This is a genomic window from Flavobacterium tructae, assembly GCF_002217475.1.
Lineage (GTDB): Bacteria > Bacteroidota > Bacteroidia > Flavobacteriales > Flavobacteriaceae > Flavobacterium > Flavobacterium tructae.
This window is the reverse complement of the sequence record NZ_MUHH01000031.1, coordinates 73,751-88,658: the sequence shown is the minus strand read 5'-3', so window position 1 is coordinate 88,658 and position 14,908 is coordinate 73,751. Positions and strand designations below refer to the sequence as shown.

6 protein-coding genes are annotated in these 14,908 nt (G+C 37.2%); all 6 read left to right on the top strand.

The genetic code is table 11. The features are described from left to right. Positions 1 to 82: 82 nt before the first annotated feature. Entirely contained in the window at positions 83 to 3,295 is a 3,213-nt protein-coding gene (locus B0A80_RS14145; protein ID WP_089077683.1) for a SusC/RagA family TonB-linked outer membrane protein, read from the top strand. 11 nt (positions 3,296 to 3,306) lie between these two features. Beyond that, on the top strand, positions 3,307 to 4,809 hold the full coding sequence (locus B0A80_RS14140; protein ID WP_070907891.1) for a SusD/RagB family nutrient-binding outer membrane lipoprotein: 1,503 nt from the start codon (positions 3,307 to 3,309) through the stop codon (positions 4,807 to 4,809). 314 nt (positions 4,810 to 5,123) lie between these two features. Further along, a complete protein-coding gene (locus B0A80_RS14135; RefSeq protein ID WP_089077682.1) occupies positions 5,124 to 8,312 on the top strand; it encodes a SusC/RagA family TonB-linked outer membrane protein in 3,189 nt (1,062 codons plus the stop codon). 14 nt (positions 8,313 to 8,326) lie between these two features. Beyond that, the gene (locus tag B0A80_RS14130; RefSeq protein WP_089077681.1) at positions 8,327 to 9,760 is read left to right on the top strand and encodes a SusD/RagB family nutrient-binding outer membrane lipoprotein; all 1,434 of its coding nucleotides are present in this window, start codon (positions 8,327 to 8,329) and stop codon (positions 9,758 to 9,760) included. Between the two features lie 567 nt (positions 9,761 to 10,327). Next, positions 10,328 to 13,408 (top strand): SusC/RagA family TonB-linked outer membrane protein, encoded by a 3,081-nt coding sequence (locus B0A80_RS14125; protein ID WP_089077680.1) that lies wholly within the window; start codon positions 10,328 to 10,330, stop codon positions 13,406 to 13,408. 17 nt (positions 13,409 to 13,425) lie between these two features. Then, the gene (locus tag B0A80_RS14120; protein WP_089077702.1) at positions 13,426 to 14,868 is read left to right on the top strand and encodes a SusD/RagB family nutrient-binding outer membrane lipoprotein; all 1,443 of its coding nucleotides are present in this window, start codon (positions 13,426 to 13,428) and stop codon (positions 14,866 to 14,868) included. Positions 14,869 to 14,908: the final 40 nt, after the last annotated feature.

The following is a 14,908-nucleotide window of genomic DNA, read 5'->3' as shown; positions in this document are numbered from 1 at the left end:
TGAGAAAATTCAACAACACAACACTAGGATTATTAACAAATTATTATGAATATTGTAAGACTAATTCAAAATAATTACAAAAATGAAACCAAAGTTCAATGGATTTTTAGTACTACTTTTAGTACTATTCGCGCAACTAACCTTTGCGCAAGAAAGAGCCGTTTCGGGAACTGTTACCGATGATGCAGGTATGCCACTACCAGGGGTAAGCGTACAAATCAAAGGAACCAAAACAGGCACACAGACCGATTTTGATGGTAAATATTCCATCAAAGCAACGACAAGTCAAATTTTAGTATTTAGTTACATCGGCATGAAAACTCAGGAAATTGCCGCGAGCTCATCACAAGTAAACACAAAACTGTCGGGAGATGCCCAACAATTGGAAGGTGTTGTAGTAACCACAGCGATGGGTATTAAAAGAGAAAAAAAATCTTTAGGATATGCTTCTCAACAAATTTCAGGAAAAGATGTTAACGGAGGGGCAGGAAACACCAACGTTGCCAATTTATTATCAGGTAAAGCCGCGGGTGTAGAAGTTCAAAGAAACAACAACTTCGGAGGTTCTACAAACGTTGTAATTAGAGGTAATAAATCACTTACCGGAAATAACCAGGCTCTTTGGGTTATTGACGGTGTGCCTATTGACAACTCCAACTCAAACGTTTCTTCGCAACAAGTCGGAGGCGGCGGTTACGATTACGGTAACAATGCCTCGGATATCAACCAGGAAGATATTGAAAGCATCAACATCCTAAAAGGAGCTGCTGCAACAGCATTATATGGATCCAGAGCTGCAAATGGAGTTGTAATGGTTACCACCAAAAAAGGAAAATCAGACAACAAAATCGGTTTTTCGTTCTCAAGCGGATTCACAAACGGAAGTGTTGACAAATCAACTTTTCCTAAATATCAAAACAGATATGGGTCAGGATACGGTATTGGCTCCTCATTTTTAGGAACTGGTACACCAGATACTGTAGACACATCAAATGATGCCTCTGACGGAGATGCTTTTGATAACCAACCAGTTTACCAATGGGATGCTTTTACTCCTTTCTCGCCAAACTACGGAAAAGCCACTCCATGGACAGCTGCAAAAAATGGCCCTGTAACTTTCTTTAATAATGCTCATACTTTTGTTAATAGCATTGCATTAGAAAAATCAACTGACAGATCAAGCTTATCATTGACTTATGTAAACACTAATCAAACTGGTATTCTTCCAAACAGTGAATTGAAAAAAAATCAGATAAGTGCAAGATTTAGTCAAAAAGTTACCGATAAACTTACCGCTAATGCTTATGCGGCCGTTACCCTACAAAGCACTGTAGGTAGAAACTCAACTGGTTATAACGATAACATTATGGGCAACTTCAGACAATGGTGGCAAACCAACACTGACGTTCAAGCGCAAAAAGATGTTTACTTTGCATCAAGCGGTCAAAACATAACCTGGAACTGGACTGATCCGACAGATCCTTCAGGTCTAAAACCAGCATATTGGGACAATCCTTATTTCACACGTTATCAAAATTATTCTTCTGATGACAGAACCCGTTTATTCAGCTACGCTTCCCTTAATTATGAGATAGCTCCATGGTTAAGTGCATTAGGAAGAGTCTCACTTGACACCTATAAGCAACTTCAGGAAGAAAGAAGAGCTGTCGGGTCAATTGCTTCAGGATTTGGTCTTTCTCCTGTTAATGAATCATCAGGGTATCAAAGAAACGACATCAACTTTCAGGAAATCAACTATGATTTCATGTTAAACTTCAACAAAAAATTTGGTGAAGACATTAGTTTAAATGGAGTAATTGGAACCAACATCAGAAGAAACAAACGAGACAATGTCCTTTCTTCAACTATCGGAGGTTTAGTTACTCCAGGAATTTATGCTTTATCTAACTCACGCTTAGATTTACCATTTCCAAAAGAAGCCAAAGTATCATCAGGTGTTAATGGAATCTACGCCCAGGGATCTATTGGTTATTTAGACACTTATTTTGTAGATGCCTCTATTAGAAGAGATGTTTCTTCGACATTACCTGACAATAACAACTCTTATGTTTATCCAGCGGTTTCCGGATCATTCCTTTTCTCAAACGTAGTAAAGGCAGACTGGTTAAATTTTGGAAAATTCAGAGTGAACTATGCTGAAGTAGGAAATGATGCAGATGCACTTCAACTAAACAACACTTACACAAGAGTTCCTAACTTTCAAGGACAACCTCTTTACACAAACTCCTTATTACTTCCATTCCGTAGCATTAACAAAAACCCAGACCTTAAACCGGAAAGAACAAAATCTTTCGAGGTTGGTCTAGAGACAAGTTTATTAAACAGACGTCTAGGATTTGACATTACCTACTACAAAACAAACTCAGTTGACCAGATTGTTGCAGCAGCAGTATCTTCAGGATCCGGCTTTACGAACGCACTTGTTAACGGTGGAAACATCGAAAACAAAGGTTTTGAAATTCAATTAAACGGAACTCCAATTAAAACAAAAGACTTTAGCTGGGAAATAATTGTAAACTGGTCAAACAATAGAAGTAAAGTTATCACATTACCAAATGGACTAGACAATCTTCAATTAGGTGCATTCCAAGGTGGTGTTACAGTTAACGCAGCTCCTGGTGAAGCTTATGGCGCCCTAAAAGGAACTGATTTCGTTTACACAAACGGACAGCCAACAATAGATCAAGCCACAGGTAAATACATGATCACTACATCTTCAAACAACACAATCGGAAACATTACTCCGGATTGGATTGGTGGGGTTAGAAACAAATTTACTTATAAAAATTTGACTTTTGGATTCTTAATTGACACTCAAAAAGGCGGAGACATCTTCTCACTAGATATGTACTACGGGCTTGCATCAGGGCTATACAGAGAAACAGCTGTAGGAGACATTAGAGAAAATGGTCTTTTAAATCCTGGAGTTGCTCCTAACGGAACTCCAAACACTGTAAAAACAAAAGGTGGATCAATCGCAAACAGCATGGGCTACCAAGCTGCACCAAACAAAGCTTTTATTTACGACGCCTCGTTTGTTAAACTTAGAGAAGTATCTATCACTTACAACTTCCCTAAAAGCATGTTCGAAAATACATTCATAAACGCGGCATCAGCAAGTTTAGTTGGTTCGAACTTATGGATAATTCATAAAAACCTACCATACGCAGACCCAGAAAGTGGACTATCATCAGGAAACAGCTCAAGAGGCTATTCAGTTGGATCTCTTCCAACTACCAGAGATATTGGTTTTAACTTAACATTCAAATTTTAATACAGAACAAAATGAAAAAAATACTATATGCATTAGGAATCATGCTTCTCACAGTTTCATGTGACGACAGCAGCCTAACAGACTTAAATGTAGATGTAAAAAACCCTTCTGTAGTACCCCCTAGCACTTTATTTACAAATGCTGAAAAAAACTTAACAGAGCAACTTGTCAACACCAATGTAAACAGAAACATATTCAGACTAGTAAACCAACAATGGACTGAGACCACTTATTTGGATGAATCTAATTACAACTGGGTAACCCGTAAAATTTCAGACAATCACTGGGACAGACTTTATGCGGGACCACTTGCTGATTTATCTCAAGCGAAGGGCTTTCTGGAAAAAGATGTAATCTCACCTACAGATCCTGAATTTGCACAAAAAACTATAGTCAAAAAGAATCAATTGATCCTTATTGACATATTAACTGTTTATACATACCAAATTTTAGTAGACACTTTTGGCGATGTTCCTTACTCAGAAGCCCTAAAAGGATCGGGAGATTATCTACCTAAGTATGATAAAGCCGTGGATATCTACAAAGACTTAATCGTACGTTTAAATAAAGACATTGCCGGATTAGACACTTCAAAACCAGCCTTTGGTTCTGCTGAAGTTATCTACAAAGACAACCTAACTGCCTGGATTAAGTTTGCCAATAGCATCAAACTAAAATTAGGAATCAACTTAAAATCATCTGGTCTTGAATCAGCAATTGCAGACGCAGCAATCATCTCCGGCGCAGCAGGCGGATTCACATCAAATGCTGATAACGCAAAACTTCCTTATATGTTAGATCTTCCAAACACCAACCCTCTTTATGTAGATATGGTATTCTCAGGAAGAAATGACTTTGTTGTAGCAAAACCATTTGTAGACAAACTGGTCGCACTAAATGACCCAAGAAAAACACCTTACTTCAGACCAACTTATAAAGACACAAATGCTGCAGGTGACTTAATCACTGTAACAGGTTATAGAGGCGGAATTGTTGGAATAAAAAACTCTCAATCAAGATACACTCATGCAAGTGACAAAATTAAAGCTCCGGACTTTAGCGGTACTTTATTGGATTATGCCGAAGTAGAATTCTTATTAGCAGAAGCTTCCGGAAGAGGAGTTGCGGTTGGAGGAACAATTGCTTCACATTACAATGCAGCAATTCTGGCTTCTATGGAAGACTGGGGCGTTTCATTGGCAGATGCAAATACCTACCTTGCCCAACCAGCTGTAGCTTATGCAACAGCTACAGGAACCTGGCAGCAAAAAGTAGGAGAACAAGCATGGTATGCACTGTTCAACAGAGGATTTGAAGGCTGGACATCAACAAGAAGACTAGACTTCCCTGTTCTGACAGCACCAGCAAGTGCAGACGCAGCTGCCGAAGGTAAGGTTCCGTCCAGAATGGCATACCCTATTAGAGAACAAACATTAAATGCAACAAATTATAATGCTGCATCAACTTCGATTGGAGGAGACAAACTAAGCACAAAGATTTTTTGGGATAAATAGGAATCACCAAAAAATAACATAATTTAACACAAAACCACCTCCTTCCGGGGTGGTTTTTTTGTTGAAAACGCAGAAAAAACTGAAATTCGTCGTCCTTCCAATAAAATTTAACATTTAATTCAGCAGGCACAAACTAAACTATCCATTGCTTTTTAAGTAAAAAAATAACAATTCATCATTTTTGAATGCATTTTAACGATAAAAAAATAACTCCCATCAGCAAAAATGCCGTTTCACTGAAAAAAAAACTTTTTTGATTAGGTATATTAACTAATTATTAAGATTTTTGTCGGACTAATTCAAAATATTTAAAAATGAAACTAAAGTTCAATGGATTCCTAGTACTTTTCTTAGTACTAGTTGCGCAACTTACTTTCGCGCAAGAAAGAGCTGTTTCTGGAACAGTTTCTGACAATACAGGAATACCTTTACCAGGTGTTAGTGTATTAGTAAAAGGAACTAAGACAGCAACGCAAACAGATTTTGATGGAAAATACTCTATCAAAGCAGCACCAAATCAAGTATTAGTTTTTAGCTACATTGGGATGAAAGCTCAAGAAGTATCAGCTAGTTCTACCACTGTTAACACAAAATTAAAAGACGATTCAGTAGAACTGGAAAGCGTAGTAGTTACAGCTTTAGGTGTTAAGAAAAGTTCACGTGCACTTGGATATGCAACTCAGGAGGTAAAAGCTGCAGACATCACAAGAGCAAACAACAACAGTCTTGCCGGAGCTTTACAAGGTAAATTAGCGGGTGTATCTATTACTCCTTCTAGTGGTGCTCCTGGAGCTTCTTCTCAAATCATAATTCGTGGTGCCCGTTCTTTCACAGGAAACAACACCCCTTTGTATGTTATTGATGGTATGCCAGTAGCATCTCAAGCTGATTTCTCGACCGGAAACGGTGTAACGGGAGCGGATGTTGCTAACAGAGCTGTCGATATAGATCCTAACGAAATCGAATCTATCAACGTTCTTAAAGGACAAGCTGCATCTGCTTTATACGGATTAAGAGCTTCTAACGGTGTAATTTTAATTACAACAAAAAGTGGTAAAAATTTAGCACAGAGTGGCAAACCAGTTATTACTTTCAACACTTCTACAAGTTTTGAAACAATTTCAAAAAAGCCAAGTACTCAAAATGAGTATGCACAAGGTACAAATGGAAAATTTGACCCAAATTCTTCTATGAACTGGGGACCAAAAATCTCAGAATTACCAAATGACGCAACTTACGGAGGAAATGTTGCTAACGCATTAAACGGCGGTGTTTTAAGACCTGGTCAATACTACGTTCCTCAAAGAGCAAAAGCAGGATTAGACCCATGGGTTGCACCTCGTGCTTACGACAACATCGATGACTTCTTCAAGACAGGATTCACGATTAACAACACTTTAAACATTGCTCAGGCAACAGAAAAAACGAATTATTCTTTTGGGGTAGGAAACTCCAAGCAAGACGGTATCATCCCTGAAACTGGCATGAGCAGATATACTGTAAAAGCACTTGTAGACACAAAGTTAAACAACGAATGGAAAACAGGTTTCTCTTTTAACTACGTTCAAACTAAAATCAACAAAAGTACAGCTGCAAATGACGGTGCAATTGTTGGTGTATTTGGAGGCCCAAGAAGCTACGACTTAAAAGGAATTGGCTATGCCAACCCTACAAACCCATACGATCAGATTTACTATAGACCTGGTGTATTCAACAATCCTTACTGGGCTGCTAAAAACAATGAGTTCAGCGAAAAAACAAACCGTGTTTACGGTAATGCATACGTCCAGTACTCTCCGGTTATCAGTGCAGACGGAAGTCAAAAACTTACTGTTAAATACCAGGCAGGTGTAGATTCATGGACAACCAATTACAGAGATATTTTTGAGTTTGGAAGCAAACTTGATCTTTCAGGACAAACTAGTAGTGCACACCTTTACGGAACAACTAATGATGTTATCAACTCTTTATTGACCATAAACTACAACCTAAACATCACTAACGACCTTAATTTCAATATTTTGGTTGGAAATGAGTACAATCACCAAAACACTAAAGAATATGATGATAATGGAACAGCTTTCAACTTTGGAGGTTTCCCAACTATCACTAACGCAAGAATTGTAACAGCTTCAGAATTCCGCAGACAAAGGCGTACCGTTGGTTTCTTTAGTAATGCCGAATTCTCATATAAAAATATGATTTTCTTAGGCGGTACTATTCGTAAAGATATCGCATCAAGTATGCCAAGAAATAACAGAGATTTTATTTACCCATCAGCTTCCTTAGGTTTTGTAGTAACCGAACTAGAAGGATTGAAAGGAAGTTCTGTTCTTTCTTATGCAAAACTTAGAGGATCTATAGCCGAAGTAGGATTGGCAGCAGATTACGTAGGTAACTCTTACGTAACACCAAGCTATAACGGTGGATTTTGGTCTGGAAACCCAGTACAATATCCATTAGGAGGAGTTAGCTCATTTATCCCTAGCAACGTACAATACGATCCAAATTTAAAACCACAAAATACAAAATCGTATGAACTTGGGGTTGATTTAAAGTTCTTCAATAACAGAGCTGGAATTGACTACACTTACTCCAAGCAAAACACAACAAATCAAATCTTCAATGTCCCTTTAACTGGTTCATCAGGAGCCAATTCTTACGTGACAAATGGTGGAAAAATGCTTAATACTGTACACGAATTTTCTTTATTTGTCAATCCAATACGTACGACAGATTTCAACTGGACTTTCAATGTTAACTACTCTCAAATTGACACTGAGGTAGCTGAACTAAAAACCGGTGTAGACAACATCTTCCTTGGAGGATTTACAACACCTCAGCTTAGAGCAAGCGTTGGAGACCGTTTCCCAGTTATCTACGGTACAGGATACTTAAGAGATGCTAACAACAACATCGTTGTAAACGCTCAGGGTCTTCCACAAGCAGACGGTAAATTAAAAGTATTAGGAGAAGTTGCACCTAAATTCACTTTAGGAGGGTCTACACAATTCACTTACAAAAGAGTATCTTTAGGAGCAGTTGTAGATTGGAAAAATGGTGGAAAAATGTACAGTGGATCTAACAACTTAATGAACTTTTACGGTGTAGACGCAAGAACAGCAGACAGAACTTCTCAGTTTGTTTACCCAGGCGTTAAAGCTGACGGAACTCCAAACGACATCGTTAGAGGTGGTGCTGCAGATCCAAACGGAGCTCAACAATTACAAGCAGCTTTAAATGGTATTGCAGAATCTGCAGTATTTGATGCAAGTTTTGTAAAATTAAGAGAGGTTACCTTAGGATATCAATTCCCTAAATTATTAGACAACACGGTAGATATAAAAGCTTCTGTTTTTGCAAGAAACATCTTGTTATGGTCTAAAATGCCAAACCTTGATCCAGAAGCAACACAAGGAAACAATGCCTTTTCTGGTGGATTCGAACAATGGTCAATGCCACAAACTAAGAGTATTGGTTTTGGATTGAACTTTACATTTTAATAAAAAAAAATCAAATGAAAAATATAAAAATAACAATAACAGCTTTAATGGCTTTGTTCTTATTCCAAGCTTGTTCTGAGGACAAGATGGACGAAATAAATAAGAACGTGAACAATCCGATAGAGATGGCTAGCCGCTTAATCATTACGGATGTTATGGTGAATTCTGCCTTCACAGTAACTGGTGCTGACGCTTCATTTTATGGAGGTATTTACTCTGAGTTAAGTGCAGGAAATCACAATCAAATGTACAATGCTCAGATCAGAAGAAATGATCCACAATTGTCATCAACTTACAATAACGGTTGGAACAATAGTTACAGACAACTATTGAATTTAGGAATTATTATTGACAATTGTACAACTGGTAAAGAAAAAGGAAACTTCCAAACACTAGGTGTAGCACAAATCTTAAAAGCTTACAATTTAGCTGTTCTTACAGATCTTTTTGGAGATATTCCTTATACTGAAGCCACAAAACCAGGTGTAATCTATCAACCTAAAGTTGACAAACAGGAGGCTATCTATCAAGACATCTTTAAAAACCTTACTGAAGGTATTGCTAATTTGAACAAAACATCAACTTATGCAACTTTAGGTGTTCAGGATCCAATTTATAATGGAAATTCTGCTAAATGGATCAAAGCTGCAAACGGATTATTAGCAAGATACACTATGAGATTATCTCTTAGAAAAGCGGATTACCAAGGTGTAATTAACTATGTAAATGCTTCTTTCGCAGATGCTAGCGACGAATTAAAGCTTGTAAACGGTGGTGTTCCAAATCCTTTCGCAAGATTCGAATTAAACAGAGGCGCTATTTGTGTTGCTAAGAGTTTCTACGACACTATGGTTGCTAACGGACCAGCAGACGCCCGTACAGCTTCTTTCTTTACAAAAAAGGCTGGTGCAGTACTTCCTTTTGACAATTCAAAAGAAGATATTGAAGCGCAAGGTAGATATTCTATCTCAGCTCTTATGAGTGAAGCAAACGCAATCTACTTATTAAGCTACCACGAATTATTATTCCTGAAAGCTGAAGCACAAGCAAGATTAGGTTTAGCTGAAGCACAAACTACAATGAATGCAGCTATTAAAGCAGCTTACGCTAAAAAAACAGCTGTAGCGTTTACGCCAGCGCAAGCAGATACTTACATTGCTTCTATTGGAGCTTTAACAGGCAATGCATTGTTGAAAAAGATCATGGTAGAAAAACACATTTCTTTCTTCGAAAATGAAGGTATTGAATCTTACAACGACATTAGACGTTTACAAGCAATGGGTAATGGAGACCTAATTCCTATGGTAAATCCAAAACCTGAATTGTTCCCACAAAGATTTGCTTACGGTCAATCTGATGTAGCTTCGAATTCAAACATTAAGGATTTATACGGAGACGGTTCTTATGTATACAAAGAAAAAGTTTGGTGGGCCGGAGGAACTAGATAATAGTATTCTTTACCTACAAAACAACTCCTAAAAAGGGCGCTTATCGAATGATGAGCGCCCTTTTTTCATGAATAACTTGCTGAAACAATAAGAAAACAAAACTCAAAGAACCAGCCCATCTAAGCATGGAAGCTTATTTGACAAGAGACCTTTCTACAAATTAATTTTCAAAACTTACTTTCCAATATAAAAAAAAACAAAGATTCAATTCTTTTGCTTCTTCAGACTATTGTAACAAAATACACCCTTGCACCCTAAATCTGAAACTAAAAAAAAAAAGAGGTCATCCTGATATGGATGCCCTCTTTTTTTTAAAGATGCCGAGGACAAAAGTACAATCAAAAAAAGGTCTTTTAAAATTGATCAAAATCGCAAAAAAACCAGCAAAATCAAGCATTAACACATGTTAAACAAAAAAGAAATAAGACAATATTAACCCTTTCTTTTTAACATTAAAAAAACACATCTCACAACAAAACTGCAAAATGACCAAAAAAAAAGCTTTTTATATTAGGTAGATTAACAAATAATTAAGATTTTTACCAGACTAATTCAAAACATATAAAAATGAAACTAAAGTTCAATGGACTCCTAGTACTTTTATTAGTACTAGTAGCGCAACTTACTTTTGCGCAAGAAAGAGCTGTTTCTGGAACAGTTTCCGACAATACAGGAATGCCTTTACCGGGTGTAAGTGTACTAGTTAAAGGAACAAAATCAGGAACACAAACCGACTTTGATGGTAAATTCACTATCAAAGCTTCTTCAAATCAAGTTTTAGTATTCAGCTATATCGGGATGAAATCCCAGGAAGTAGCCGCATCTTCAACTTCTGTTAACATAAAGTTGGCCGATAATTCGGTGGAACTCGAAAGTGTTGTAGTAACAGCATTAGGTATAAAAAAAGCAGATAAAGCTATTGGTTACGCCACAACAAAGGTATCTGGAAACGACCTTAATAAAGGAAACAATCAAAACCTTGTAAATGGTCTTAGCGGAAAAGTTTCTGGTTTACAGGTAACTGCTTCGGGAGGTGCTCCAGGACAGGCAAGTAGATTAGTAATCAGAGGAGGAAACAAATCAATAACAGGAAACAATGAGCCTCTTTATGTTATTGACGGAATCCCAATGAGTAATGCCAACGACGGTAACGACAATACTGTAACAGGATTTAACAGCCCTAACAGAGCAGGTGACATCAACCCAAATGATATTGCAACTGTAACAGTACTTAAAGGTGCTGCCGGAGCCGTATTGTATGGAAATCGCGGTTCAAATGGTGTTATCTTAATTACCACAAAAACCGGTTCTGATAAAGCAGGAAAACCTGTAATCGAATTCAACAGCTCTGTAGGAATGGATGATGCTCTGGTTTTACCTGATTTCCAAACCGAATACGCTCAAGGAGCAAATGGTGTATACCAAGAAGGTGGCTCGAGATCTTTTGGACCTAGAATTACGGGACAAACTGTCACAAGTCCAGCTGCAGGTGCCGCTCAAGGATTAGGTCCACAACAAATTCAATTAAAAGTATTTGATCCAAGAAAACAATTTCTTCAAACGGGAGTAACCTACAACAATAACATTTCTCTTTCAAATTCTACTGATGCCTACGATATGTTCGTATCTATCGGGCAATCAAAACAAACTTCAATTGTTCCTAATCAAGGATACCAAAAATTCAATGGTCGTTTTAACAGTAACTATAAATTTAGCAGTAAATTTACAGCAGGTGTTAACTTAAGTTACAACGCTTCTGAAGGAGACCTTGCTTATGCGGGACAAGACGGATCTAATCCGTTTTTCTCCTTATTCCATGCTCCCGTTTCATGGGATTTAAAAGGCTACGGATATGAAAGACCGAACGGAACACAAATTAACTTCCGTGGAGGAGCTTTTGACAACCCGTACTGGACTGTTAACAAAAACTCAGCACGTACAAATAGCCAAAGATACATTACAGGTTTAAACTTCGCCTTTGACGTAGCTAAAGATTTCAAGATATCTTATCGTCTTGGGAATGACTATTTAGCTGACAAAAGAATTCTGTTTAAAGATATTAACACTGGAGGTAATCCATTAGGAAACTTGACGTACGATAATGTTACTCGTCAAGAAACAACTTCTACATTAGCCGCTACATTCAAGAAAGATATTACTGAGAAATTCAAAGCCACTTTAACAGCTGGACAAGATTACAACAATAGAACTTTTGAACAATCACAAACTATTGGAACTGAACTAATACTTCCAGGGATTAAAAATACAAACAATATCAAGACATTCTCTCCTGCTTATTTATACAACTCAAGGAGAACCTTATTTGGAGTATTTGGTGACCTATCTCTTAGCTATAACGACTATCTTTTCTTAAATGTAGTTGCCAGAAACGAATGGAGCTCAACCTTACCTAAAGATAATAGAAGTTTCTTCTATCCTGGAGTAAGTGCTTCTGTTATCTTCACTGATGCATTCAAAATCGAATCTGACGTACTTACTTACGGTAAACTACGTGTAGGTGTTTCAAAGACAGGTAGAGATGCTGATCCATATTTAACACAACCTGCTTACAGAAAAGCAATATTTGGGGATGGCTTCACACCGGGTGTAGAATTTCCATTTAATAACCTTGCCGGATATACAATCCAAAATACAATTAGTAACCCTAACTTAACCCCTGAATTCACAACAGAATATGAAGTGGGTGTTGAATTAAAATTATTCAAAGACAGAATAGGTATTGACGCATCATACTTTAGAAACGTAAATACTGATGGTATTATCCCGCTAGACATTTCTCCAGCAGCAGGTGCAAATGCAACAATCATCAATAGTGGACAAACTACCTCGAAAGGTTTTGAGCTTATGTTAAGAACAACACCTATTCAAACAAAAGATTTCAGATGGGATGTATCCTTCAACTTCAGCAGAATTAGATCACATGTTGATGAAACTTTTCCAGGTGTGGACAGAATTTACCTTGGTGGATTCAGTGGAAACCCTGCAATTTTTGCTGTAAAAGGGGAAAGATTAGGAACTATAATTGGAACTGGTTACGCCAGAGATGCAAACGGAAAAGTATTAGTAGATGACGATGGAATCCCTTCTGTATTAGACGGTCAAATTCTTGGCCATACTGAAGCTGATTGGACTGGAGGTCTAAGTACTTCTGTTACCTACAAAAATATTTATTTTACAGCACTTGCCGACATAAGACAAGGTGGTTACTTATACAGTGGAACGGGTGAATTATTAGATTTTTATGGTGTTAGCAAGCAAACATTAACACGTAATGATGACTATATTTTCCCGGGAGTAAATGCTACTACAGGAGCCCCTAATGATGTTGTGGTAAAACGTGATGCAAACTGGTATGGATTAGGCGCTTATCCTAATGAACAATATGTTTATGAAAACAATTGGGTTAAACTAAGAGAAGTTACTCTTGGATACACTTTCAAGTTAAAAGATAAATATATTCGTTCTCTGGATGTGGGAGTATATGGTCGTAATTTATTTATCTGGACAGATGTTCCTCATATCGATCCTGAATCAAGCTCATTTGGAACTGGTAATGCACAAGGTGTTTCCAGATTTGCATTCCCAACTACAAGAACTTTTGGTTTCAACCTAAAAGCGCAATTCTAATACTAAAATTAATGAAAATGAAAAAAATTGACAACAAATATTTTAAGCGAATATTTCATATCGGCTTAATTACATTGGCTGCGGTATTTGTATCTTGTGATAATGAGTTAGACATAAACAATGACCCAAACAACCCAACGGAAGTTCCATTTGCAACATTATTATCAGCTGCAGAAGTTAACTTAGCTTATACTCTTGGCGGAGATGGAACAAGAATGCCTGCAAGTATTGTACAGCATTATTCCGGACATAGAGGGCAGCCTTTAAACTATGGGCAATACAACATCACCTCAGGAGATACTGATGGTTTATGGGCAAGTATCTACGATATATTAATAGATTTAAGAGCTATTGAAGATCAAACTAAAATCTCAGGTGACAAAATTTACCTAGGGGCCTCACAAGTTCTTCAAGTTTACACTTTCAGTGTAGCAACAGATCTTTTTGGAGATATTCCTTATACAGAAAGTTTAAAAGGAGCATCAAATATTACTCCTGCTTATGACAAACAAGAAGCTATATACACTTCTTTACTTACCACGTTAGATCAGGCAATTGCAAACATAAAAAGCAATACTGGTTCTCAACCAGGAACTGCTGATTTATTGTACAAAGGTGATACTGCTAAATGGGAAGCTTTTGCAAACTCTTTAAAACTAAGATTATTGAATCATCTTAGTAAAAGAAATCCAACACAAGCGTTGACATTCTTACAAACTGGTCCAAAACTAATTAGTTTAAATGCAGACAATGCTAAAGTAGTATTTGGAACTACAGCAAATAATGCAAATCCAATCTACCAATTTGATGTTTTATCAGGTAGAAAAGATCAGGCGGTATGTAGTACAATTGTGAACAACATGAAGGCACTAAATGATCCGAGACTAACCCTATACTTCTCACCTATTAAAAACAACCTTGCGAGTTTACAAGGACAATACTTTGGTAACCTTCCAGGGCAGGATTTAGATGATGCAGGAGAAAATTTATTCTCTCGTGTAGGACCGGCTTATGCTTCAATTAACTCTCCTGTTACTTTTATTACTGCTGCAGAAGTTGAATTCATCAAAGCTGAAATTTATTTCAGAGCTAATGATTTAGTAAACTCAAAAATAGCTTATGATAAAGCTATAATAAATGATTTTGCTGCAATAGGAGCAACAGACGTAGCAACTTACACTGCTAACCCATTAGTTGCTTACAACAATACATTGCAAAGGATCATGACCCAAAAATGGATCACGATGTACCAAGCATCTTATGAGTCTTTTGTAGACTGGAGAAGAACTGGATTCCCTGTTTTAACTTCCCCTGCAACTAACCGTACTAACGGAGTTACTCCAAGAAGGCTGCCATATCCTCAAAAAGAAATTAATGTTAACGGAGCCTCTTTAACTGCTGGCCCAGGAATTCCAGTTCCTTATGTTACATTAACAACAAAAGTATGGTGGGATAATTAATCCTTAAACTTTTATAAATATACTAAACCACTCTGTTCAC